We start from the raw sequence: 26,135 nt of genomic DNA, 5'->3' as shown, positions 1-26,135 counted from the left end.
AAAAGCAGCCCTCTACAGGACTGCTTTTCAATCAACTAATCATAAATGTCGTTATGGAATGCAAGGGAAGAGTCGTGGTGAAACTTCCATGCCCACAGGATAACGAAATCTCTTCATCATGGTCATTTCCATTCATGGCAACCACCACAATCTCCCCATCCATATTTTCAAAGGCGGTAGCTATAATGGTTGTATTTGAAACATCGCTCCAAATACGTCTGGCTCCAGGCTTGATATACTTACTAAAATGGCCAATATAATAATAAGAGCTATTATAGTGTACCTTGTCCTTCCCTGTATCTACGATCACCGGGGCATCGCAATAATTTCCTACGTGATTAGGTCCGCCTTCTTCATTCAATACCAGGTTCCAATCGATCCAGGCTTCAAGATAATTGTTCAAGTCACCGATGATATTCCTGCCGTAACGCTCGCCTGTGTCCCATGAACCTACTTGGACTCCGCCTTCCATGCACCCTTCTGTAAAAATCAGATGCTTATCAGGGAAAGCATGATGTACTTTAGAAAGATTTTCAAACTCCTCTGATACATACCAGTGCAAACCAGTTCCCCATACGTACTTAGCCGCTTCAGGATCCGATAACACAGCATGGGCACGCTCATAAATCACATCACGATTATGGTCCCATATGATGACCTTCACATCATCATGCCCATTTTTCACCAGGGACGGACCTAGATGATTTTTGATGAAGTCACGTTCTTCTGCTCCTGAATACAAACAGGAATCCCACACCTGCTTTGCTTCAGGTTCATTTTGAATCGTGATGCCCCAGATTCGGATCCCCTCTTTTTCCATCGCTTCTATGTACTTTGAATAATAATCAGCCCACACAGATTCATACTCGGATAAAAGTTTCCCGCCATTGTTCATTTCGCCGTTCGTCTTCATCCATGAAGGCGGACTCCAGGGTGAAGCTACAATGGAAAGCTCTTCTCCTGCTGCATCCATGGCTTCTTGAATAAGAGGAATCACGAGCTTCTTCTCACGTTCGATGGAAAAGCTTCCTAACGACGTATCGCCATCCTCGACATACGTATAGTTCCCTAATGAGAAATCACAGCTATTGATATGTGTTCTGCCTAAACGATAGCCCAAACCTTCAATCGGATCGAAATACCGGCGGATGATTTCTTCCCGCTTTTCCGGGCTGATGAGGGACAGGCTGTGAGCCGCCGCTTCGGTGAACGCGCCACCAAATCCTAACAATTCTTGATATTTCCGCTCCGGATCAAGCTGGATATGAGTATCTGATGGAGCAAGATCAGAAGAAAAGGAAACCGGTTCTTTTTCAGAGAACCGCTCTCCTGTTTCTTTGGCTGTCAAAATCACCTTTACTTGCTTTGCCTTCATTGTGCTACTTCCTCAGCATTTGTTTGAAGGCCATGTTTCCCTTTATGCTCCCGGATGATTTCAGCATAACGGAAGGCGCTGTCTTTCCAAATCCGCTCCTGCGTATCGAAATCCACATAAAGGATGCCGAATCGCTTATCATATCCGAAGCTCCACTCGAAGTTATCCATCAGTGACCATAGATAATATCCTTGAATGTTCATGCCTTCTTCATTAAGGTCAGAAACCGCTTGAAGATGCAGATTCAAGTAGTCAACACGTTCCTGGTCATGAACTCTTCCATTTTCCAATACATCGTCAAAAGCCGCTCCATTTTCCGTGATATAGATTGGCAGATCCGTATAAACTTGTCTCAGGCGGCGGATGAGGTCCTTGAATTCATTCGGCGCAATATCCCAGCCCATCCCTGTTTTCTCATAATCGGAGTAGGCTCCTTTATGCATGAAGTCATGGGCCGCACTGAACTCGACGATTCCCCGACTGTAATAGTTGATGCCGAAGAAGTCGCATTCCGTTGAAATAAGCTCCATATCCCCTTCTTTGATGAAGTCATAGGTATGAACATATTTTGAGAACAGGTTCATCATGTCTTTTGGATATTCGCCCTTGAATACCGGATCAAGGAACCAGCGATTCGAATAACCATCTGCATTGTTGGCAGCTAATGCATCGTTCACTGAATCCGAATTGGGATAAACCGGTGATAGATTCAACGTGATGCCGATATCCGTTTGGGATTGGAATTCTTTCTTCAGCATTTCAACCGCTTTCCCGTGAGAAAGCAGCATGTGATGGACAGCTTTAACCGCTTCATCCAAATTGGTATGCCCCGGAGCATGTACCCCTTGATGGTAGCCAAGGAAGCCCGCACACCAAGGCTCATTATGGGTGATCCAAGAATCGACTACGGAATCAAGCTCTGTAAAGCATGCTCTCGCATAATCCAAGAACCATTGTACCGATTCACGATTGACCCATCCGCCTTCCTCATGAGCCCACATTGGCAGATCCCAATGATATAGCGTAACGGCCGGCTTGATCCCTTCTTCTTGAAGTCTTCTTGCAAGTGTTTTATAAAAGTCCATGCCCTCTTGATTATATTTCCCTTTCTCAGGGTAAATTCTCGGCCAGGCAATGGAGAAGCGATACGTATCCACTCCAAGGCGTTTGATATGCTGGATGTCTTCTTCAAATCGGTGATAGTGGTCACAGGCGATATCCCCGTTATGCTGCTTATACACTCTTCCCGGAATGTCACAGAACATATCCCAAATGGACGGAGTTCTGCCCCCTTCCTGATGTGCACCTTCGATTTGATACGATGATGTGGCGGTTCCAAAGGTAAATGTTTGATCAAATTTCATAGGTCATTCTCTCCTCTATTCTTTGATTGATCCTGCTGAAATACTGTTGACGATATATTTAGATAGGAATAGGAACGCAATCATGATAGGAACGACTGAAATCGCGATACCTAAATACATTGATCCTAAATTTTGTGCCACTTGAGATCCTTTCAAGAATCCCATTAGCACTGGTAAGGTGTATTTTTCAGGTGAGAACAAGATGACCAAAGGCATAATGTAGTTATTCCAAGATCCAATGAATGTAAAAATTGACATCGTTGCAACGGCCGGCATCATGATCGGAATCGCAACCGTATGGAAAATCTTGAACTCACTCGCCCCATCGATGCGGGCTGCTTCAATTAAACTTGGATGAAGTGTCGTCTGGATGTATTGTCTTAAGAAGAAGACGACAAACGGACTTGCTATGGCTGGAACGATCAGTGGAATGAAGGAATCCAGTATCCCCAGGTTCTTACTCAATTCATAAAATCCGATAAGCCCCAATTGTCCGGGAACCATCATCATCACAAGCATGAATACGAACAAGAAATTCTTTCCCCTGAATGTATAAAATGCAAATCCATAGGCAGTCAATGCTGAGAAATATCCTGATAATAAAGTCGTAAGGACAGAGATGATCAGACTATTCTTGAACCCAGACCAAATGTTTACGTATTCCATCATCGTGGTATAGTTTTCGACGATAGAACTGCCTGGGATCAACGTGAATCCAGAAAGGATCGCTTCATTTGATCTTGTGGCATTTACAAGCATCATAAGGAATGGGATGAAACAAACGATTGCCATCAATACAAGAAGGATATAGATGAGGCTTTTCACAATGGTAATTCTGGTCTTTAGTTTGGACTCATGCGGTAAAAGTTCTGGCTTTTGTTTTTCTACCTTTTGAGTCGATACATTTTTTTCAACGGCTGTTTTTCCCAACATGCTTTACACCTTCCTTGCTTGTTTGCGCTCATTTCCATACATCCCTTTGAAGACAATCGCCGAGAAGATCAAGGTAATGACGAACAATCCATATGCCACAGCTGATGCATATCCATAGTTATTAAACTTGAATGCCTGATTGTACAGATACAACACCATGGTATTCAGTGATCCATCCGGAGAACCAATTCCGTCTGTCAGAAGCATCGGCAGATCAAACAACTGAAGGCCGCCGATCAGGGACGTGATCATGATATAGAGTAAAATCGGTTTTAATAAAGGAATGGTGATTTTCGTAAAGGTCTGCCACCTGTTTGCTCCGTCAATCAGTGCAGCCTCATAGTAGTCCTTCGATATTCCGGATACCCCCGCCATGACGACAATGAACGAATGACCGAACCACATCCAGGTAAGGATCAGGGATACAGACAACTGTGCAGTCGCAGGCTCGTTCAGCCAATTAATCGGTTCTGATATAAGACCTATATTTAATAGAATCATATTTAATGATCCATGCTGCCAGTCCAGTAAAATACCAAACAGCAGAGCGACCGAACTAATCGTGATTAAATTAGGTAAATAAAAGATCGATCTGAAAAATGCCAAACCTCTCAACTTCATTCTCATATCAGAGAAGATTAATGCGAGTACAAGGGCAAGCCCGATTTGCAGGACAAAATTGATTCCCCATATTTTCCACGTGTTAAAAAATGCTTCCACAAAATAACTGTCCGTGAGTAAACGGGTATAGTTGGCAAGACCGATGACTTCCGCTGTCCCGCTTCCTGAATAGTTTGTAAAGCTGTAGTAGAATGTAAGAGCAACAGGATAAATGCTAAATATTAAAAAGATGATCCAAAACGGGGCGATAAACAGATAACCAAATCGATCTACTTTCTTCATTCCCCAGCCCCCCTAGTTGATAGATTTGACAGGTGGCACGGTTCCATGCCACCTGCCCTGAATTTTTTTCTTGTTAATTTTTTGGTACTTTTATGTCCGGATATGCGTTTTGTACTTTTTTATAGAACTCTTTGATGGCATCATCTTTGGATTTCTTTCCGTCCACATACTGTTGAACGGCATTTCCGTAGAATGTATCAATCTGTTGATCGTATTTCGTTACGATACCAGGCTCGATTTCTTTCGCCTGCTCAAGGAAGAATTGATAGTTGTTTTGACCGCCAAGGAATTCTTCGCTGAAGTCATCCTTAATTTTGTTTGTTACAGGCAGATAAGATAAAACATCTCCCGTTTCTTTTGCCCAATCGGTCAGGAACTCGTCTTCCTGAGTCATCATTTTCACAAAGTCATAAGCAAGTTCTTTGTTCTCTGACTTTTCGTAGACACCTAACCATGTTCCACCCCAGAAGTATGGGCTTGGTCCACTTGTCACGGCCCAGTCACCGGCAGTTTCTTTTACATTCGTTTTCAGGACGCTGTGAAGTCCCCAAGTAGGAAGAACATAGGAGAATACTTGTGTTTCTTTCTCTTTTCCGTTTTCTTTCATTTTAATCGGCTTATCCATCGCTTCGAACCATGAAGGAGACCACTCAGCTGCAAGTGCTGTATAGTTGTTCTCACGAAGTTTTTTGGCAGATTCCATGTATTCGATCTTTTCATCAGTCAACTGAAGCTCATTCTTGTTGTTCACCCAAGGCTGTGGATTATCTCCTTGAGAGAACCAGCGGATAGAGCCCTCATCCGGGAACATGCTGTAGCCTTTTTCCTTCATCTTTTCAGCCACTTTGAATACATTGTCCATTGAGTTCATCATGTTTCCTACCTCGGTTGGATCATCTGTACCAAGTACTTCTTTCGCGATGCTTCTTCTATAGAAGATCCCGCCAGGAGTTGTCTGCCATGATAAAGCCCTTACATTTCCATCTTTATCTTTGCCTAAGTCGAATACGTAAGGTACGTATTTATCTTTGATTTCATCTACATTGTATGGTTTTTCCGATAAGTTTTCCCAGTAACCTGCGTCCACCCATTGCTTTAGGAACGCGATTTCACCAGTGAATACATCAGGTGCCCCTACTCCACTTTCTAATACAGGCTTTAATTTCGTCGGGTAATCAGCGATCGGGACAATCGTCAATTCCACTTTCACACCATTTTTCTCTTCAAACTTCGTAATCGGTTTCTTTAACTCATCCGTGAATGACCAAACCTTTAAATCTACATCTTTATCTTTTGAACTGCCCGATGACTTGGAATCTCCGGAGCAAGCTGACAACACCCCTGCCAGCAGTACAAGCGTCATAAATATCCCTAAAAATTTCTTCATTATTATCCCCCTTTGTTCTTTTTCAATATTGTTTCGAAAGCGGTTTCGATTTGCTTCTTTTAAAAATCCCGAAACCGGTTTCGGAATTACTAAAAAATAAAAATTAATTCTTTTTTTCTTTTTTTGGTGATGTACATGATTCTCTAATGATTAGTTCTACTGGAATGATTTCCGTTGTAATAAGTTTCTTTTTTTGAATGATCTGTTTAATTAGTAGTTGTCCTGCACGAGCACCGATTATATCCGTGTCTTGTCTGACTGTGGTAAGTTTCGGTGTAACATACGCCGACATTTCAATGTCATCATACCCTATGACGGATATATCTTCCGGTATTTTTAATCCCTTTTCTTTAATGGCTTCCATTGCTCCAATGGCCATATGGTCACCTGCTACAAAGACAGCAGTCGGCCATTCGTCAAGTGAGAGAAGAGATTCCATTGCTGCTCTACCCTCTTCAATGGAAAACAATCCACCGTTCACTAGGTATTCTTGATGAATCGGAAGGTTTAAATCATTCATGGCCTTAGAAAACCCTTTAATCCTTTGTGCTCCTGCATCTATGTTTGGATCTCCTGATATATGAGCGATTCTTGTATGGCCTAATGAATGAAGATAATTCACGGCCAGCCTTCCTCCCTCAATATTATCGGAATAGACAACGCTGCAGTTCTGGTTGCTCATATCAATCACGACAATCGGCACATGATTATTAATCATGTCTTGCACCTGCGGGTCGTTAGGATCTGAACATATCACGACGATCCCATCCACCGCACGGTACATAAAATGTTCCAAATAACTAGTATCCCGATTTCGCAGATTGCGAGAAGCAAAGATTAAATCATAGCCTTCCCGTTCTACATGCTTTCGAAAACTTTCAATGAGTGCGCTAAAGAAAGGATGCTTCATCCCGACCTCGTTATCCTCAGCGAACATTACACCGATCGTCCAGGATTTTTTTGTCGATAAAGACTGGGCGTGGGCATTTGGTAAATACCCCATTTCAGCTGCTGCATCGAGGATTTTTTGTTTCGTTTTCTGACTCACATCTGTGTAATTGTTAAGAGCTTTAGAAACTGTCGTACTGGAAAAACCAGTCCTTTTTGCTAAGTCATAGATTGTAACCATTGTTATCTCCTCTTCATCGAAAGCGCTTTCGTTAATGTTATTATAGTCCAGACTTTTGATGGAATCAATACTATTTTTCAGAAAATTTATATACAAGGTAAAAAAAGCAGCCCCGCAACAGGACTGCTTTCCTCAACCTACTCTTTTACTGCCTTACGTTTACGTCGACCAATCTTTCCTTTCATTTTCATCAGGATTTCATACACGATCGGCACAACGACAAGTGTTAATAGTGTCGAACTTGTCAGACCGCCAATTACGGTCACACCTAGTCCTTTCGAGATCAATCCGCTTCCTTCAAGACCCAATGCCAACGGGAACAGTGCCCCTATTGTCGCAATGGCTGTCATAAGGATCGGACGAAGTCGGGTGGCACCGGCTTCCAGTAATGCTTCCCGTGTGGATAGACCCTCGTTTTCCTTATGAATCACCCGGTCGATAAGAACGATGGCGTTGGTTACAACGATACCAATCAGCATGAGGGCACCGATCATGGAGGAAATACTGATTGTTTCTCCTGCCATCAATAGTCCAACCAATGCCCCGATGATCGTAAATGGCAGCGAGAACAGAATCGCAAACGGTGCAAGCCCTCCGCCGAATGTGATCACGAGGATCAAGTACACAATGGCAATGGCTGCGAGCATCGCTAATCCTAACTGTGTGAAGGATTCCTGGATGTCTTCTGTTACTCCACCCATGTCTACGTTAATACCCGCTGGCAAATCAAGCTCTTCGATTTCTTTTTGAATGTCTTGCGAAGCTTTTGATACATCATCCGATTTTAATTCTCCGCTCACTTGAGCAAATACTTTTCCGTCCCTTCTTGAAACGGTATCGGATGTTTTACCTTCCTGCACTTCAACGACGTCTTTAATCGGAACTTCAATGCCCAGTGGTGATTGGATCGTTTTATCCGTCAAGTCGTTGATGCTTTCGTAGTCTTCTTTCTCAACGTCTAAATAGACATTTACCTCTTCTCCATCCTTTTCGATGGTGGTGAGGACTGGACGCTGACGTGTCTGACCAAGCTCCATGGCGATTTGACCCGCTGTCAGGCCAAATTCACTCAGTTTTTCCTGATCTGCGATGAACGAATACTCATCGTACGATTCAGAGATACTTGATCCCACTTTTTTGAAATCTTTTTTATCTTCCATCATAGCTTGAATATCGTTTACGACAGGTTCGATTTCCTTCAGGGTTTCTCCGTACACGTACACGACAATTTCATTGCTGCCGGCACTTGCGGAGAAGTCTTGTGAAGCCCATTCCCCTTTATCTGTTGTTTCTTGCAGGTCTTTAATGACTTGTTCTTTTTCTTCAGAGAAATTCTCTGTATCATCACTGTATTGAACATAGAATATTGCATTGTTTGAGCTTCCCGGACTCATCGGGTTCTCTCCGCCAACCGAGTACTGAATCGTTTCAGCCCCACTACGTCCTTGGAAGTAATCTTCTGCATCTTGCGCGATTGTATTTACATCTTCTTCTGTTTGACCAGGTTCCGGTTTATACGTGGCCATGATCATCTTCTCTTCATCTGATGGCAGGAAGCTCACACCGATGAGCGGAACCAGGAACAAGCTTCCAACAAGCATCGCGACAGCCAGGAGTGACGTAATGATTTTATGGTTCAGCGTCCAGTTCAATACGCCTTTGTACCAAATCGCTAAACGGCTTTGCTTTTCAACATGCTTCTTCCCGACACCCTTTTTAAACATCGAGTGGGCAAGCATCGGCACAATCGTTACTGCCACAAGAAGTGAAGCCAATAGGGCAAACACGATGGTCAATGCGAATGGAAGGAATAATTCCCCGATCATTCCTTGAACCAATCCTAATGGAAGGAACACAGCGATCGTTACAATCGTGGAAGACGCGATCGGAACGAACATTTCCTTCGTTGCTTCCCGGATCAATTCTTTTCCTTTCAACATCTCACCTTTAAGGGACATCCGTCGGTAAATGTTCTCCACTACTACGATGGAGTCATCAATGACCCGTCCAATGGCTACAGTCATGGCCCCAAGAGTCATGATATTTAACGTGATATCCATCTGTTTTAAAAGTAAAATCGCGATTAACAGCGATAGGGGAATCGATACGACGGAGATAAGCGTCGATTTAATATCCCGTAAGAATAGCAGAATGATGATGACCGCAAATATGGCCCCGAATAATGCTTTGTTCAGCATGGTGCTGACTGATTCTTCAATCGGTTCCCCTTGGTCGAAGGTAGAGATGATTTCTACCCCATCCAGGTCTTTTTCAAAAACTTTCACTTCTTCTTTTACCGCGTTTACTACGTCTACCGTGTTGGCATCTGCTGTTTTCACGACTTGAAGTCCGATGGATTCCTTCCCATTGGTTCTTGAAATCGATTCGGCTTTCCCTTTCAGCTCGATATCAGCAATGTCTGATAGTTGTACGGTGGGGATCTTCATCCCCGCAGGTGCTTCCTGAGCTTGAGGCGTTTCTACAGGTTGACCTTGAGCAGCTTGACCACCAGGCTTTTGACCTTGCGGCGCTTCCGTATTCCCGGCTGAAGGCATCACAGGAATCTTCATCTCTTTCAAATCTTCGATCGTTGTAATATTTCCATCAACCATCACAGATTTTTGACTGTCTTTAAACGTGTAAAGTCCCAATGGTGCTGTCACATCAGAACCTTTGATCATATTCTGGACCGTTTCTTCGGTTAAGCCGTATTGAGCAAGCTTTTCCTGATCAAAAACGACTTGTGCTTCTTGAACTTGTTGACCTGAAACTTGAACAGATGCTACCCCGTCCACTCCTTCTAACTGTGGTACGATTGTTTCTTCTACAGTCGAAGTCAGTTGAGCAAGAGATTGGTCCTCATTTGCTACACTGAGTGCGATGATCGGGAAAGCGTTAAAGCTTAATCTTGATACTTCCGGCTCATTCACCCCTTCTGGAAAAGAGAGATCCGAAAGAGCATCTTCCACTTCAGTCTTTGCTTCGTCCATATCTTTCGAAAACTTGTATTCTATCTGAACGGCTGAAGCATTTTGATAAGACGTGGAGCTGACAACATTTACCCCATTTAAATTCTTCAAACGTTTTTCGATTGGTTCAGAAACCTTTTCGGCTACATCTTCAGGAGTGGCTCCCGGATACACCGTCGTAACACTTACGATCGGGGTATTAATGTTTGGTAAGGTTTCGAGTTTCATATTAAATCCTGAATATAAGCCTGCAATAATGACGATGATGGTCATTAACCATACGGCAAACTTATTCTTGAGTACGAAATTAATAATACTATTCACTCTTTATTCGTCCCTTCTCTCATTTTCTGACCGACTAGTCATAACATAATCTAATATAACTGACCGTACAGTCATAAGTCAATATACTAATAAAAGAAAAGGTTTATTTTTTGTGACCAATCGGTCATAATGAAGGTAAGGAGTTTATCAAGGAGAGGAACGCATGAAGGAAAAAGAGAAATTAATTATAGAAACATCAATCAAGCTGTTTGCCACGAAAGGGTTTAACGCCACCTCGGTGCAAGAAATCGTGAACGAGTGTGAGATATCCAAAGGTGCATTCTATTTGTATTTCAAATCAAAGGAAGCCCTTCTGTTAGCCATCATGAACTACTATTTTAAAATGATCACGGCTAAAGTAAATGAGATTGAAAACGAGGATTTGCCTCCTTATGAAAAATTCCAAAAGCAATTAGAGTGTCAGTTTATTGAAATCTGTAAACATAAAGAGTTTATCATCATGCAGATCAGAGAGAATGCCATGCCGTTTAACGATGAAATCCATGATCTCCTCAGTGAGATGAAAATGGACACCCATCGCTATTATAAAAGAAGATTATATGGGATATACGGAAAAAAAATCGAGCCCTACTTCTGGGATATCACCATGATGATTCAAGGTTTTTTCCATTCTTATTTGGAATTGGTGATGCTTGATAAAATCGAATTGGATTTTGCCTATTTATCCCGATTCATATTGAAACGTACGGATGATTTGGTGGAAGGTCTCCTGAAAAGCGGGGATCAGCCTGTCCTTTCCTTTGAAAAAGTGGAGGATCTGGTGAAGGATTTCACTTTATCTAACAGGACCAATGAGTCTACACTTGTTCATATGATCGAAGATGCACGTGAAGTAGCAGAGGACGAAAACACCAAAATTTCGTTGGAAGTCATTCAAGAGGAAATTCAAAAGGATGAAACCCGTCCGGTCGTCATCAAAGGAATGATTGTGAATCTTGAAGAGGATCCGTCACTGAAGCATCTCGTGAATGCCCTGAGACATTTTTATGCATTCTAAACGCGAAAGACCCGCTTAGTTCAATTGCGGGTCTTTTGTTTTGCTGATGTTATTTTACAGCTGCTGAATTTGATCCGATTCATGGATGGTTACTCTTTCACCGTCAGGGCCATTGGCGGCACGGTACATTCCATAAGCCACCTGACGTCCCGAAATGCTTCTGTATTTTTTCAGCCTGCCTATCATTACCGGGCTGATGGCTCTGGAGAAGAGTTCTCCCGCTTTTTCCCCAAGGCGGAATTCATCTCTTTCCCCTAAAAGAAGGGATGGCCTGAAAATGTGCAGGGCGGGATAATACAGGGCTATTAAGTCTTCCTCGAGCTCCCCTTTCACCTTACTATAAAAGAACGGTGACCCTGAGCTCGCCCCAATAGCTGATATGACCATATATTGTTTGGCTCCATGGTCCTTACCGAGGTTCCCTAGTTGAACGGGGTACTCGTAATCTACCTTTCTAAACGCTTCCTTCGTCTGCGCCTTCTTGATGGTCGTTCCAAGACAACAAAATACATCATCGATTTCCTCGTGGGGCAGGAGCTTCATCTGATCGAATGGGATGATTCGTTCATCCAACTTCTCATGCTTCACCCCACTGCTTCTTCTCACGAACGAAATCACTTTTTTATACTTGGGACTCTTGATCAGTATTTCTATCAGGTGTGAACCAACCAAACCTGTGGATCCTGCAACTAGGGCAACCTTTGTCATCAGCATTCCCTCTCTTTTTTAGTGACATGTTTATTTCAAATAATCTATTCCAGCGTTTGTAGTGGTGAACAGCAATACCTGCCGGATGAGGCTGCCAGCTTGCTAAGATTGGCAGGCCTATCACTTTGTTTCCTTATCTTTCAACAAGTTTGCCTTTTTCAGTTTGTTTTATTCTTCCTTTTAAGTATAGAGTTTTTTCCTTTATTGAAAAGATGAAATTTTCGAAAAAGGATAACTTACCTTTATATGTGAAACCCTAACATTAATTGTCTATGATTAATTTCATTCTTTTTCTTTACAACTCTTTTCTACCTGTGAGATAGTAGGACCTTGTGTTTTTTCATAGGTAAAAAATAAAGGAGCATTTGTCTTATATGTCTACTAAAAATCATTACACGTCCAAGATTGATTGGCCCGTATTTGCCATCAGTGGAGGATTATTAATCGTTTTCGTTATCGCTGCTTTTCTCAGTCTGGACAGCGTTACCGCATTTGTGAATGGAGGCTTCGCCTGGTCTTCGAAATACTTTGGTGCTTTCTGGCAGGTGTTAATGCTACTGCATTTTCTAGTGGCACTTTACATTGCATTCTCTAAATACGGGAATGTACGGTTAGGGTTTATGGAAAAACCGGAGATTGGAACGTATAAATGGTTATCGATCATAATGGCAACCTTACTTGCAGGCGGCGGCGTGTTCTGGGCAGCTGCTGAGCCAATGTATCACTTTATGACGGTTCCTCCAATGCATGAAGGAATCACTGCTAAAACCCAGGAAGCAATCATGCCTGCCTTGGCACAAAGCTATATGCACTGGGGCTTTCTCGCTTGGGCAATCTTAGGAACTTTGAGTGCCGTCGTTATGATGTACGGCCATTACCATAGAGGGATGCCACTGAAACCGCGAACTCTGCTATATCCCATATTCGGCGAAAAGCTTAAAACGAGCATCCTCGGAACGTTCATTGATGCATTTGCCATTATTGCTGTAGCGGCTGGTACAATCGGACCGATTGGATTCCTCGGTTTACAGGCTAGTTACGGTCTGTCTACTCTTTTCGGCATACCTGACCAGTTCTCGACGCAGCTTGCCATCATTATCTGTTTAGTGATTGTCTCCACCGTGTCAGCTGCAACAGGAATTCATAAAGGGATACAAATCCTGAGTAATTTTAATGTACGCTTGGCCTTCGGATTGATTCTTTTCGTCTTACTATTCGGTCCCGGAGGATTCATTATCGATTCCTTCGTCTCCTCATTCGGGTACTATGTGGATCACTTTATTCAAATCAGTACATTCCGGTCGGATAAAAGTTGGTTGGGGAGCTGGACCGTGTTTTTCTGGGGATGGTTCATTGGGTATGGACCTATGATGGCTATTCTTGTAAGCCGTATTTCACGCGGCAGAACCATTCGTCAAATTATTCTGGCCATTGCGATCATCGCTCCCATTGTCACCACCTTCTGGTTTACCGTTGTAGGTGGCTCAGGTATATTCTATGAATTGCAAAATCCAGGGAGTGTCTCACAGGAATTAATGAGTGGAGGTATGCCTGCTGCAATGATCGCCATCACAAACCAACTGCCAGTCGCAGGGATTATTTCACCACTGTTTCTATTGCTGACGATCATTTTTGTCGTCACAACAGGAGATTCAATGTCCTATACGATTGCGATGGCCGTTTCCGGAGAAGGAGATCCCAAGGTTTCCTTACGTGTATTCTGGGCAATCTTGATGGGCTTCATCGCAGCAATCCTCCTTTATATAGGTGATGGGGGTGTAACGGCACTCCAGAACTTTATCGTAGTGACCGCTGTTCCCGTCTCACTTCTTTTATTACCAACGCTATGGCTCGCACCAAAAGTATCAAAAGAGTTGTTGATCGAACAGTCACGTCAAACAAAGTAATATCAAAAGCGCCAATCTACTTTATGATTGGCGCTTCTTATTTTACTAACGATTCACACTTCAAACACGATGGATTACTTCCTACAGCTCTTCATCCTCAAAAAATTGCTGTAATTTCTCATCTTGTTCAGGGTCTGCATTTTCAGACGCATATGGATTATCCTTGACTCCTGCCGTATCCATATTTGTTTTGATGGCGAGAAAAGGTCCTTTCGGTTCCTCTGCTATGACACGGTCGTTTAACTGTTTGAAATCCGGCATGTCTTTATTTCCTTTATTTCCTTTATTCACTTTATCTTCTGCCTTCAATGGTTTCACCACCATTCTTATAAGCGATTAGAATAATATCCTCGTTCGTTTGCTGACGAAGTTCACTCTCCATATTCTGCACTTGATTCAACGTATCTTCTGATAGGTTTGCCACCGGAAACTCTTTATTCATCCTATTCTTCACCTCTTAACTATTTTCGTTTGCTTGTCCGATTTCTTTTTCGGCAATGAACCCGTTTCCTTCTTCTATTGCATGATGTTCCTCTACTGACTCTCCCGGCACATACACCTGACTGGGGGTGCGAACCTCATTGTTCAGTGTAAACTCAGGATTAAGCGGTGTATCCATACGTAGATCTTCAGGTTTCTTATGATCTCTCATCTATTCCACCTCCATTATTTAGTATGGCTACTGATAAAAGAATCATCCAAACTTCATTTAACTCAAAAAAGCGTTAAGCAACTTACGCTGCTTAACGCCCTGGTTCATCTTCATACCCACGTATAATCCCTTCCCCAACTATCCCGGGCAAGGTCTTTGATTTCATCGACAATCTCATTTTCCACAGCAAAAGCATCTCCCTGTTCATAAGGGTTGTAGTGGAATGCGTAAAGCCTGGAAACAAACTCGTGAAACGGAAGAGAGCATTCTCCTTCCAGTTCCCCGTTTTCCATGACAGAAGGTTCGATACCCTGACCCCAGTTCTGGGAGCCGTCGTTATTCGGATTATAGAAATAGATCCGATATTCTCCCTTGGGATCTTGGGTGATTCTCAGAATCGAAACGGCATGGAAACCAAGCAGCTTCCCATGAACATTTGTGATGAAGATCCCGACCGGATTTGGATAGATCAACCCGTAATCATCATTGTATTCCGGGTGGTGAGTGGCATAGAACAGGCGCACGAATCCCGGATAGTCAGAAATGAGGCCTGTTAATGAATCAATGACAGTGCTAAACCCTTTTTGAACCCAATCTCCATAAAATTCCGGATTCACCCAGCGGTGTCCATCTTCCCCTCTAAGCGATACACGTCTCATCATCTCACTGTAAATACGGTCAAGATGAGGAACGAGAACAAGTGACACAGGATCAAGCTCTTGATGAAGCTCAGGTGCCAGCCCTCCGCTTAATTCTTTCGAATGGACCGGTGTACCTTCAAACATAATATCGATATCTCCGTCCCTCGCTGCCCTTGGAATCAGTTCGAGTAAGTATCCCGGAGCATGCTGTGCCCAAAGGCTGATCCCCCGCGCTGTTTGACAGGTCGGATTTAAGCCTTGACCAATTCCGATAGGTTGACCGAGGACATTGATGACACCGGCAAGAAGGACAGAATTCGCTGTAATTCCGTCTCCTGCTTTACACGAATTAAGGAGCGTCTTCCGTACTTCCGGTCGAATATCAAGCTCAATCAGCCTTTTCAGTCCCGGTGATACCGGAGATGATGATAGCACTCCCCGTTCAAGCATAAGGGCAAGTCCGTAAACCGATTGCTTTGTGGCTGGATAGATGGCCACTTTTATGAGCTGGAAGACGAGTTCCTTATGTTCATCCAAGTTTGCTTTGCCTTTGTCATTTAACTGAAGGGCAGCCGGAACAAGCTCTTGAACCTTTCTGCTTAGAAATCTTAGTAAAATCGCATGCTGAGGGGCAACAAGCCCCGTTTCACGCATGGACCCCGCAAAGGCAACAGCTTCCTTCTCCAGTTCCACCTTAGACAAGTCCATAAGCTTCTTACGGTATTCACCCGGCTGGGAAATGCTCTTGCTTAAGAGGGACGGACCTTCGATAGCAGACACATACTTTTCCAAAACAAGTCGTTCCGCTACGCTTAAGTCTGAATGAAGCATCTTTTTCGCTGTTTCTATCATCGACACTGTCCGCTTCACCATGATTGGACGTTGTGCGGTCAACCGTTCAATTTCTTTAATCAGTGTAGTCGTAAGCGCTTGATAGGAAAGCTTATCGGATAGAAATCGAAATAACTCCGTTGCCCTTTCACTCTGCTCCCCACCTTCAATCCGTGCTGCTTCTGTCGCTTCAGGGAAAAGCAGGTTCAGATTCAGAACCATGACTTCATTGAGGAAATCCTCTGCCATTTCAGTCGAAACATCGGGATGTTCATATTGACCTTCTGCAATGGATAACATTCTTAACTCACTAAGAATTTCAATGATCGAAGGAAGCCCCTTCGCTTGAAGTGACCCGGCCACAAGAGGTGGTTGAAGCTTGGACGCCTTTTCCCACGGACCGTCCTGGAAGACCCCGGCCATTTCAAAGCGACTTGCGCTTCGATATAGAATCTCCAATCCTTCATCCGTATCCAACAATCTTTGCGCTTCCTGGTAGACGTCAGTTTGATACATTGATTTTGCAAATGAAGCTGCGCTCTCCAGATGATTAAGCGCTTGCAGAAATCGATCTTCCAGCTTAGACGTTAATTCAAATGCCATTTCAAAACTCCTTTATCGATCAAAATACCAGTGGATGAGAGAATTAGATATAGAAGTTAAACTGTTCGTATTCCTTTAATAGACCCCTCATGATTTCACTGTCTTCCCCATAGAAGAAGATCGTTCCGTAATGATTACCGAAGCCGATTCGCTGAGCTACTTTCCCTTGAGCCGGACTGAACATATCATGTTTTTCAAAATAGGCATGGTTCTCCAGTTCATCGGGTACCTCCAGTTTCTCCACATAATTAACATGCGGATGGACCATTAAACAACCTGCATGGGCTTTTGCCTTTTCACCTGTAGAAGGGAAAAACTCTCTAAGCTCTTCTTCTGTTGTATTGGGATCACTACAAAGGATTTGCGCTTGATATGCATTAAATCCATAAGCCCGCTCGATCAAATCAAAGATATGTCCGCCAGGGACTCTGGCTGCCACTTCACCGAAATGAAGAGTACCATCGGACGTAATGAAATATTCCGGATGAATAACACCGTATTCAATCTCAAACGCATCAATGAGCTGTTGAATCGCCTCACGGATGACCGGACGCTTTTCTTCAAGGGTTGGAGATGCCGGTACGAAATTAGAGTAGCCTAATCGCACATACTCCGTTATATTTAAAAATTGGATCTTTCCATTATGAATAAACGCTTCACACGAGAATTCCTGTCCGTCTAAATGACTTTCCATCAGAAGGGGAAACTCAGACTCCGTGAGAGCATCGATATCTTCCGGATTCTCAATGGCACGGTGTCCGACAGACCCTGCTTTATCAAGAGGTTTTACGTGAATGGGATCGTTCTTATCTCCTTCGACTTTCAAGAGGGCTTCATTCACACGTTTCAAGAAGCGTCTTACATCTTCCTTATCCCGTGCTTCTTCAAATACACCTACTTTGATTCCGGCAATTTGCGCTTTACGCTTCATCATCCCTTTATCTCTTAATAGAAGAGAACGGTTGAAGACGCGCGGTTCGTTACGGAAACGGGAGTTTAATGCCCCGGACCACTCCACACACTCTTCATACAAAGGAACAGCCACTTCTGCACCCATTGCCTTCAACTGCTTATAAAGATGATCTGAACCTTCATTTAACCGATCGAAGTCCCAGCCGATAAAGGCAATATCATGCTTTTCTGCATAGCCCTCAAAATCAGGCGGCCCAACTACGACGAACGGTCTATTTAGCTTCGTACACGCTTCGATTGCCGGCAGACTCCAACCGATCAATGCCGTTAGATAGGGTTTGGTTTTTCCCTTTCGATCCACGTTCTGTTCTGCTTGCTGTAATTCAAGTTGATCTAGTCCCATATTTTCCTCTCCCTTATCACGAATTTATTCAGATTCCTCTTTAGCATAACAAAGCAGATAGGGAGTTTGAAGTATTTTGCTGAATTTTCAATCTATTCGACAAATAAAGTGGTAAAGTGACATAATCAGCGGAGATGCTCGAATAAAAAAACCCCTGATGCGCTCAGCATCAGAGGTCTTTCATTCTATCATTCACCTAAATCAACGTTATGATATACCTGCTGAACATCTTCCAAATCTTCAATCGCATCGATCATTTTTTCGAATTGAGCTTGACCGTCTTCTGGAAGTTCGACATCATTCTGTGCAAGCATTGTCAGTTCCGCTACTGTAAACTCAGTGATACCGGCACCTTTGAACGCTTCTTGAACCGCATGGAATTGATCTGGTTCAGTGTAAACGATCACAGCTTCATCTTCTTCGATAATATCACGTGCGTCTACATCCGCTTCCATCAGGATCTCCATGACTTCTTCTTCAGATTTCCCTTCAATACCGATAACGGCTGTTGCGTCGAACATGTAGGCAACCGATCCGCTTACACCCATGTTACCGCCATTTTTACCAAAGGCAGCACGCACTTCGGACGCTGTACGGTTTACGTTATTCGTCAGGGCATCAACAATGACCATGGAACCATTCGGTCCGAAGCCTTCATAGCGAAGTTCATCATAGTTTTCTTCTGAACCACCCTTTGCTTTTTCAATGGCACGGTCGACGATGTGTTTCGGAACACTGTATGTTTTCGCACGCTCAAGAACAAATTTCAGCGTTTGGTTCAGTTCTGGATCCGGCTCGCCTTGCTTTGCCGCAACATAGATCTCGCGACCGAATTTCGCATAAATACGACTCGTATTTGCATCCTTAGACGCTTTCTTTTCTTTAATATTATTCCATTTACGTCCCATATCGTTTCACTCTCTTTCACATTTATCTATAGATACTTTCAATCTTAAAAGGTATTTTCGTTTCTATTATACATGAAAACAACTATTTTTGTTGAAGTGATTATTGCTACCCCTGCCTGAAAAAAAAGCCGACTCAGATGAGTCAGCTCCCTTCCTGGTATGCACTTATCGCTTCATATTCTTCTTCCAGCAAACGTGGAACGCGAATAAAGATGGGCATCAGCTTCGTATAAGCCGCCGTTGCTTTCGGATCAGGCTGATGGGAATGAACGGAACCGACCATTTCACTCACTTCTTCCAGTGAGTCGATCATCCCGCTGCCATACATTCCAAGTACCACCGCCCCAAGACATGAGCTTTCGAAGCTTTCCGGCACTTCCACTTCCTGATCAAATACATCGGCAAGCATTTGACGCCACATTTCAGATCGGGCAAATCCACCCGTTGCCTGGACCCTTTTCGGTGTTCCGATTAATTCTTCAAGGGCCAGAAGAACGCTGTATAAATTCATGACAATTCCTTCTAAGACAGCTCGGATCATATGCTCTTTTTTATGATGCATGCCGAGTCCGAAGAAGGATCCCCGTGCTTTTGCGTTCCAAAGAGGCGCTCGCTCCCCGGCCATATATGGATGGAAGAGTAATCCTTCTGATCCCGGTTCTACTTTAGAAGCAATATCCGTAAGGACTTCATAAGGATCTTTCCCTAACCGGCTCGCCACTTCCACCTCTGCAGAAGCCAGCTCGTCCCGCACCCAACGGAAAATCATGCCACCGTTATTGACTGGCCCGCCAATCACCCAATGATTATCCGTCAACGCATAACAGAAAATACGTCCTTTCGGATCCGTTACCGGACGGTCCGTTACAGCACGGATCGCACCACTCGTTCCGATCGTAACGGCTACGACACCCGGTTCGATGGCGTTGACCCCAAGATTCGATAGGACACCGTCACTTGCTCCGACGACAAACGGTGTGTCGGCTGATAAGCCCAACATGTCCGTATACTCAGATTTCAATCCAACTAAGCTTTCAGTCGTTGAGACCGGAACCGAAAGTTGATCCTTTGTGACACCTGCCACCTTCAACGCTTCTTCATCCCAAGCCAGGTTTTCCAGATGGAACATACCTGTTGCAGATGCGATGGAGTAATCCACGACATATTTTCCGAAAAAGCGATGGAACACGAATTCTTTAATGGATATGAATTTAGCCGCTTTCTTAAATAATCCCGGTTCCTCATGCTGCAGCCACGCAAGCTTTACAAGCGGGGACATCGGGTGAATCGGGGTCCCTGTTCTGCGATAGATCTCCATTCCATTCATTTCTTTCTTAATCTTATCCGCCCAATCGGCACTTCGGTTATCAGCCCAAGTAATGGAAGGAGTCAGCGGCTGGTCCTTCTCATCCACCAGGATCAAGCTGTGCATAGCAGAGCTGAACGACACAAACGAGATTTTCTCACTTGTATTCGAGGTCACTTCCTTTATACAACTGATGACGGCGCGGAAGATTTCTTCGGGATCCTGTTCAGCGGTCCCCGGTGCTGGTGTATGTAATGGATATTCGACCCCATGACGATCGATCGCTTCTCCCTTTTCATTAAAAAGTACTGCTTTTGTACTGGTTGTCCCGATATCGACACCAATCATGAATTCTGACATCTTCGTTCCTCCTAAATAAATAGAGAAAAGGAAGAAGCGACATGGCTCTTCCCTCTTCCACTTTATTCTATCCTATTTTAACCAATGAATATCCCTATAATGAATACTACGGAAAAACCTACAAACCCGATGAGCGTTTCCATCATCGTCCATGATTTTAACGTATCTTTCACATCTAATCCAAAATAACGGTTCACTAACCAGAATCCGCTATCATTTACATGAGAGAAGACGGTTGCTCCTGCTGCAATGGAAATAACCATTAAGCCAAGGACCGGCCCTTCTAAACCAAGAGTTGAAATTAATGGACTCATCAACCCTGCTGCCGTCACCATGGATACAGTGGCTGAACCCTGTGCCACACGAACCACCATGGCAATTAAGAAAGCAAGGGCAATTGGAGGCAAGCTTGAACCGGCCATCATTTCCCCAAGTACTTCACCGACACCTGAATCGATCAGAACCTGCTTGAACACTCCACCGGCACCTGTAACAAGGATGATGATCCCAGCCGGCTCAAGTGCTTTTGTCGCAATATCTTGAACGTCCTGACGGGAGTATCCACGTCTTGTTCCTAATAATGTAAACGTCAGTAGAGTCGCAATCGTTAACGCTACGAACGGATGACCTAAGAAAGTCAGGATCGAACGAATGGTATTTCCTTCATCCAGCAAAACACCCGAAAGCGTATTCAATAAAATCAGCACTAAAGGAATCGAGATAAGTGACGCAATCATGGCAAAGCTCGGAAGCTCTTTATCGTACTCGATCTCTTCCACTTGCATATAATCCGGAACCACTGCATGAATTCGTTTCGAAATGAATTTTGCAAAAAGTGGACCAGCGATGATCATGGATGGAATACCCGCAAGAGTACCGAATAAGATGACCCAGCCAAGATCCGCTCCGATTAAATCAGCAACAGCAATCGGTCCTGGAGTAGGCGGAATGAAGCTGTGTGTTACTGCAAGTCCTGCAAGTAAAGGAATCCCATAGTATAGTAGAGACTTTCCTGTTTTCTTTGCCAATCCATATACAATCGGTACAAGGATGATGAATCCCACATCGAAGAATACGGGAATGGCAACCAGGAAACCTGTAATACCGAGGGACCATTGCGCTTTATCTTCACCAAATTTATTAATCAGGGTTTGAGCTAATCGTTCCGCTCCGCCTGAAACCTCAAGCATACGACCGAACATCGCACCTAAACCAACAACGACAGCGACAAACCCGAGGGTCCCGCCCATTCCGCTTTGAATCGAAGCGACAACTTCCTGAAGAGGCATCCCTGCGGCGATCCCTACAATTAAACTTACTAATAATAGGGCAACGAAAGCATGAAGCTTCGTTTTGATAACTAAAAATAATAGAAGAAAAATTCCGGCTAATGCAACTAAAATAAGCATTTGATCAGACATCTCTATCCCTACCTTTCTTTTTTGACGACAGCTTGGCTGCCAGATTTTTTTATAACGATTGATCCTGACTGCCAGTGAAAGTAAAACGTTTACACTTTTCTCTATGTAACTTCTACTCTTTGATCTACTAAACGGAAATGGCTAAAGGAAGTTCATTTCACAGTTTAATATAATCAGGAAAATTATTTTCTGTATATCTCTATTATAAAAAATATTTTTCTTTTTGCAACCGTTTACAGAAATTATTTTTATTTTTCTATTATTCTTGTATAATAAAACTATGAAAACCCTTACAGGAGTGATGTCTATGAGTCAACATCAGCATTGTTTAGCCAGTATACGCTCACACTATCCTCAATTTAGCGTGACCGAGAAAAAAATTGCAGACTATATCCTTGAAAATCCAACCGAGATTATTCATTCAACGATTAATGGTTTGGCAGAAGATTTAGGAGTCGCGGACTCCACTGTCTTCCGTTTTTGTAAGCGAATCGGCTTTAAAGGATACCAAGCGATGAAAATCGCCCTTGCTTCAGAAATTGTGACGGGACTTAAGGATATCCACGAGCGCATCGATGAAGGGGATACGACGCAAACCATTGCCACAAAAGTATTCCGTTCCAACATCAAGACCATCGAAGACACCTTAATGGTCGTTGACGAAAAGAAACTATTAAAAGCTGTGGATATTATGAGCAGCGCACGCTCAATCGAATTTTTCGGCAGTGGCGGATCCGGCGTCATTGCCCTTGACGCCTATCATAAATTCATTCGAACCGGTCTGCGCGTTCATGCTGCGAGCGACAGTCATATACAGCTGATGACCGCTTCCCAAATGACGAGTGAAGATTGTGCTGTATTCATTTCCCATTCCGGTTCAACGAAAGATATCCTCCAGGTTCTTGACATCGTCAAAGAAACCGGGGCAAAGACGATCTGCATCACCAACTTTGCAAAATCACCTTTGAGCCAAAGAGTCGATACACCGCTTTTCACTGTCTCAGAAGAAACCGACTATCGCTCCGAGGCTCTCTCTTCCCGTATTGCGCAATTAACGATAATTGATGCTCTGTACGTAAACCTGATGATGAGAAGAGAAGCGGAAGGTCAGGATGCCCTCCGGAAAATGAGGAAGGCTATTTCGGTTAAAAGACTATAAAAAAAGGTTGATCAGTGTAAAACTGATCAACCTTTTCTTATGCTATGGGAATTCAATCAAGATGGCTCATCAACACTTCTTCATACTCCGTTATAGCTTCATCCAACATCGCCAGTCCATCATCAATTTGTTCTTTCGTTACAGTCAGTGGCGGAATCATACGGATCACTTCACTATGATTGCCGCACAAGTAGAATAACACGCCTTTATCCAGGGCCCGATCAAGAATGTCCATTAAGCCTTCCTGATTTGGTTTTCCTGTTTGAGGATGAACGATTTCAATGCCAATCATCAGTCCGACTGATCGTATGCTGCCGATTACGTTATGCTTTTCCTTCAGGAGTTCAAGTCTTGATTCTGCATAAGCCCCCATCGTTTTCGTATTATCGAGAAGTTTTTCTTCCTTCATGACTTCTAATGTCGCAAGTCCAACGGAACACGCAATCGGGTTCCCTCCAAACGTCGTCCCATGGCTCCCGAGAGGCCATTGTTTCATGAGCTTATTGGATGCGACCGTCGCGCTCAGGGGAAGCCCCGAGGCAATCCCTTTGGCAATCGCCATGATATCCGGTGTTACATCAAAGGTTTGAGCGGCAAACCAATTTCCCGTACGCCCAAAGCCTGTTTGGACTTCATCGAAGATTAGTAAAATATCGTGACGATCACAAATCTCCCTTACTTTTTTGAGCCATGCTTTCGGAGGGACGATGTATCCACCTTCACCAAGGACAGGTTCCAAAATGACACATGCTACCTCCTCAGGTGTGACCTGATGATTAAAGAGAGTTTCGAAATCCTTTTCAAGCTTCTCAACCACATAACGGACCGAGTCAAGTCCCTCAGGGCACTCTCGTTCGTTCGCATATGGAACTTGATAAGTCAGGCCGGATGGCTGCATAAACTTACGATACTTACTCTTGGAAGTCGTGACACTTAACGCACCGAGAGAACGTCCGTGAAAACAGCCGGTAAAGGAAACGACATAAGGGCGCTTCGTTACGTATTTCGCAAGTTTGATTGCCCCCTCAATCGCTTCAGTACCACTATTGGCAAAGAAGAAACTATCTAAATCCCCTGGAAGGATCTCCGCCAGCTCATCAGCCAATCGAAGGATCGATTCATACATGATCACACCTGAAGGGCCATGCATCAGCCCATCTGCTGCATCTTTAATCGCTTGTACAATTTTCGGATGACGATGCCCAACATTCGTTACGGCAATTCCAGAGGTAAAATCAAGATATTTCTTTCCGTCCAACCCGTAATAATAGCACCCCTCTTCTTTTACTACCGGTAAGTTCGGGTGATCCTTTGCCATACTGGGTGCCAGACGATTAGGCATATTTTGAATAAGCTGTTCAAAAGTTTGTTCCATTCTAGTAACCTCCATATTCGTGACAGACAAATTTGTTTTTTACATAAAGAAGAAATGAGCCAATAAAGCGACGATAGGTAACGTGATAATCGTACGTTGGATAAAAATGATGAATAAATCTAAAAAGCTGATCGGAATCTTGGACTTGATTAAGAGAATACCAATCTCAGACATGTAAATTAATTGAGTCAAGGACATGGCAGCAATGACGAATCTAGTTAACTCACTCTCAATCCCACTGCCCACTACAGCAGGCAAAAACATGTCTGCAAAGCCAACGATCATGGCAGGAGCCGCATCTGCCGCCTGTGGAATTTGCAATAGCTCTAACAATGGTACAATCGGATAGGCCAATACATTAAACACAGGTGTATATTCCGCTACCACTAAAGCAATCGTTCCAAGGGCCATTACTAAAGGAATAAGACCAAACCAGATATCCAGGACGTTCTGAAATCCTTTTTTTGCTACCTCTCCGACACTTTTCACTTCTGATGCTTTTTCTACTGCTTTTTCAAACCCCCATTGAAAACGGGATACATTTTCAGGAACGGTTTCTGAGATTTGCATGCCAACCGGCTCATAATAGGTGTCTTTTTTGCGGGAAAGAGGTGGAATACGCGGACATATGACCGCAGCTGCTATCCCTGCAATAACCACTGTCGCATACAGTTGAACAAACATGGATTCCAATCCGATGAAGCTGACAATCACAAGACTGAAAGCGATCGAAGCAACGGAAAAGTTTGTCGCAATGACTGCTGCTTCCCGCTTTGTGTAATAGCCCTCTTCAAATTGTTTCGTTGTAATCAATACGCCTACGGTACCACTCCCCATCCAGGACGCAAGAGCATCGATAGACGATCGTCCCGGCAATTGGAAAAGCGGCTTCATGATTTTCTGCAGCAGAGTGCCGAAGAAATCCATCAATCCAAAATCCAAAAGCAGAGGCATCAATAAGCCTGCAAATAAAAACCAAGTGGCTAAAACAGGAACTAACGAATACAATACGGTTCCTCCCGTAAAGTCAGAAATAATCCACTCCGGACCACTTCCATTTACCGTCATCACGGCAAATATCGAACCGAGGACACGAACAACAATCCAAAAGTATCCTACGTCGAATAGTCCTTTTAAAAATGATTGATTCACAATCCACTGAGGTTTAAAAACTTTTGTATAAATAGCCATAAGAGCTGATAAAGCAAAAACCACTGTCATGAATAATGGCAGTACACCTTCGAGTATCCCTTGAAAATAAGAAGCAAAGATCCCGACCCCGATTGTCATATTCCCTTCAAATGTTACAGGCACTAAGAACAACAATACCCCTAATAAGGACGGAATGATAAACTTCATTGCTTCCCTTGACGTTCTGCCTGACCGGGTTTCTAATTGACTAACATTTTGTTTTCCGACTTCCATTGTCAAACACCCCTTTAAAATTTATCCATAACCCCTAATCATTCAAAAACCACTTAAGCGTCGTAATAATATCCCCCTTCACCTTTCAGTACTTTTCACCTTATTACCTGCAAGTATCATGC

21 protein-coding genes are annotated in these 26,135 nt (G+C 43.5%); 3 read left to right on the top strand and 18 right to left on the bottom strand.

Annotated elements, in window-relative coordinates; translation table 11 throughout:
- Positions 1 to 31: 31 nt before the first annotated feature.
- The 7 genes from DET59_RS05620 to DET59_RS05590 all read right to left on the bottom strand — a co-directional run bounded on the left by DET59_RS05620 (position 32) and on the right by DET59_RS05590 (position 10,384).
- Positions 32 to 1,375: a glycoside hydrolase family 30 protein gene (locus DET59_RS05620; RefSeq protein ID WP_113968627.1), complete on the bottom strand. Its 1,344-nt coding sequence runs from the start codon at positions 1,373 to 1,375 to the stop codon at positions 32 to 34.
- Complete coding sequence (locus DET59_RS05615) at positions 1,372 to 2,739, bottom strand: GH1 family beta-glucosidase (protein WP_113968626.1); 1,368 nt, start codon at positions 2,737 to 2,739, stop codon at positions 1,372 to 1,374. The genes DET59_RS05620 and DET59_RS05615 overlap by 4 nt, the downstream gene beginning before the upstream one ends.
- A gap of 15 nt (positions 2,740 to 2,754) precedes the next feature.
- Entirely contained in the window at positions 2,755 to 3,531 is a 777-nt protein-coding gene (locus DET59_RS05610; protein WP_258549591.1) for a carbohydrate ABC transporter permease, read from the bottom strand.
- Between the two features lie 144 nt (positions 3,532 to 3,675).
- Positions 3,676 to 4,575, bottom strand: a complete 900-nt coding sequence (locus tag DET59_RS05605) for a carbohydrate ABC transporter permease (protein ID WP_113968624.1) — start codon at positions 4,573 to 4,575, stop codon at positions 3,676 to 3,678.
- 73 nt (positions 4,576 to 4,648) lie between these two features.
- On the bottom strand, positions 4,649 to 5,962 hold the full coding sequence (locus DET59_RS05600) for an ABC transporter substrate-binding protein (RefSeq protein WP_113968623.1): 1,314 nt from the start codon (positions 5,960 to 5,962) through the stop codon (positions 4,649 to 4,651).
- A 103-nt stretch (positions 5,963 to 6,065) separates the two neighbouring features.
- Positions 6,066 to 7,091 carry a LacI family DNA-binding transcriptional regulator gene (locus tag DET59_RS05595; RefSeq protein WP_113968622.1) on the bottom strand — a complete coding sequence of 342 codons (1,026 nt, stop codon included), beginning with the start codon at positions 7,089 to 7,091 and terminating at the stop codon, positions 6,066 to 6,068.
- A gap of 137 nt (positions 7,092 to 7,228) precedes the next feature.
- Positions 7,229 to 10,384, bottom strand: coding sequence for an efflux RND transporter permease subunit (locus DET59_RS05590; protein WP_113968621.1), 3,156 nt, complete (start codon positions 10,382 to 10,384; stop codon positions 7,229 to 7,231).
- A 163-nt stretch (positions 10,385 to 10,547) separates the two neighbouring features.
- Here DET59_RS05590 and DET59_RS05585 point away from each other — a divergent pair, with 163 nt between their 5' ends.
- A complete protein-coding gene (locus DET59_RS05585) occupies positions 10,548 to 11,402 on the top strand; it encodes a TetR/AcrR family transcriptional regulator (protein ID WP_113968620.1) in 855 nt (284 codons plus the stop codon).
- Between the two features lie 54 nt (positions 11,403 to 11,456).
- On the opposite strand, the gene DET59_RS05580 is transcribed toward DET59_RS05585, so the two are convergent.
- Positions 11,457 to 12,110, bottom strand: coding sequence for an NAD-dependent epimerase/dehydratase family protein (locus DET59_RS05580; protein WP_113968619.1), 654 nt, complete (start codon positions 12,108 to 12,110; stop codon positions 11,457 to 11,459).
- A 374-nt stretch (positions 12,111 to 12,484) separates the two neighbouring features.
- Here DET59_RS05580 and DET59_RS05575 point away from each other — a divergent pair, with 374 nt between their 5' ends.
- Complete coding sequence (locus DET59_RS05575; protein WP_113968618.1) at positions 12,485 to 14,017, top strand: BCCT family transporter; 1,533 nt, start codon at positions 12,485 to 12,487, stop codon at positions 14,015 to 14,017.
- A gap of 81 nt (positions 14,018 to 14,098) precedes the next feature.
- On the opposite strand, the gene DET59_RS05570 is transcribed toward DET59_RS05575, so the two are convergent.
- From DET59_RS05570 to DET59_RS05540, 8 genes are all read right to left on the bottom strand, one after another.
- Positions 14,099 to 14,326 (bottom strand): hypothetical protein, encoded by a 228-nt coding sequence (locus DET59_RS05570; RefSeq protein ID WP_258549581.1) that lies wholly within the window; start codon positions 14,324 to 14,326, stop codon positions 14,099 to 14,101.
- A complete protein-coding gene (locus DET59_RS21545; RefSeq protein WP_181778061.1) occupies positions 14,310 to 14,459 on the bottom strand; it encodes a hypothetical protein in 150 nt (49 codons plus the stop codon). Before DET59_RS21545 ends, DET59_RS05570 begins: the two co-directional genes overlap by 17 nt.
- Before the next feature lie 15 nt (positions 14,460 to 14,474).
- Positions 14,475 to 14,669, bottom strand: coding sequence for a hypothetical protein (locus DET59_RS05565; protein ID WP_113968616.1), 195 nt, complete (start codon positions 14,667 to 14,669; stop codon positions 14,475 to 14,477).
- A gap of 110 nt (positions 14,670 to 14,779) precedes the next feature.
- Complete coding sequence (locus DET59_RS05560) at positions 14,780 to 16,744, bottom strand: hypothetical protein (RefSeq protein WP_113968615.1); 1,965 nt, start codon at positions 16,742 to 16,744, stop codon at positions 14,780 to 14,782.
- A gap of 43 nt (positions 16,745 to 16,787) precedes the next feature.
- Complete coding sequence (locus tag DET59_RS05555; protein WP_113968614.1) at positions 16,788 to 18,059, bottom strand: ATP-grasp domain-containing protein; 1,272 nt, start codon at positions 18,057 to 18,059, stop codon at positions 16,788 to 16,790.
- Between the two features lie 188 nt (positions 18,060 to 18,247).
- Positions 18,248 to 18,967 (bottom strand): YebC/PmpR family DNA-binding transcriptional regulator, encoded by a 720-nt coding sequence (locus DET59_RS05550; RefSeq protein WP_113968613.1) that lies wholly within the window; start codon positions 18,965 to 18,967, stop codon positions 18,248 to 18,250.
- Positions 18,968 to 19,109: 142 nt separating this feature from the next.
- Positions 19,110 to 20,621, bottom strand: a complete 1,512-nt coding sequence (gntK, locus tag DET59_RS05545; protein ID WP_113968785.1) for a gluconokinase — start codon at positions 20,619 to 20,621, stop codon at positions 19,110 to 19,112.
- Positions 20,622 to 20,710: 89 nt separating this feature from the next.
- The gene (locus tag DET59_RS05540) at positions 20,711 to 22,054 is read right to left on the bottom strand and encodes a GntP family permease (RefSeq protein WP_113968612.1); all 1,344 of its coding nucleotides are present in this window, start codon (positions 22,052 to 22,054) and stop codon (positions 20,711 to 20,713) included.
- A gap of 307 nt (positions 22,055 to 22,361) precedes the next feature.
- Here DET59_RS05540 and DET59_RS05535 point away from each other — a divergent pair, with 307 nt between their 5' ends.
- Positions 22,362 to 23,213: a MurR/RpiR family transcriptional regulator gene (locus DET59_RS05535; protein WP_113968611.1), complete on the top strand. Its 852-nt coding sequence runs from the start codon at positions 22,362 to 22,364 to the stop codon at positions 23,211 to 23,213.
- 52 nt (positions 23,214 to 23,265) lie between these two features.
- On the opposite strand, the gene DET59_RS05530 is transcribed toward DET59_RS05535, so the two are convergent.
- Together DET59_RS05530 and DET59_RS05525 are read right to left on the bottom strand one after the other, a co-directional pair.
- Positions 23,266 to 24,588, bottom strand: coding sequence for an aspartate aminotransferase family protein (locus DET59_RS05530; RefSeq protein ID WP_113968610.1), 1,323 nt, complete (start codon positions 24,586 to 24,588; stop codon positions 23,266 to 23,268).
- 39 nt (positions 24,589 to 24,627) lie between these two features.
- Positions 24,628 to 26,013, bottom strand: a complete 1,386-nt coding sequence (locus DET59_RS05525) for a YjiH family protein (protein WP_113968609.1) — start codon at positions 26,011 to 26,013, stop codon at positions 24,628 to 24,630.
- Positions 26,014 to 26,135: the final 122 nt, after the last annotated feature.

It is taken from the genome of Rossellomorea aquimaris, assembly GCF_003315075.1.
Classification (GTDB): domain Bacteria; phylum Bacillota; class Bacilli; order Bacillales; family Bacillaceae_B; genus Rossellomorea; species Rossellomorea aquimaris_C.
Note: the sequence above shows the minus strand (reverse complement) of the source record. Positions and strands in the feature narration are given on the sequence as shown.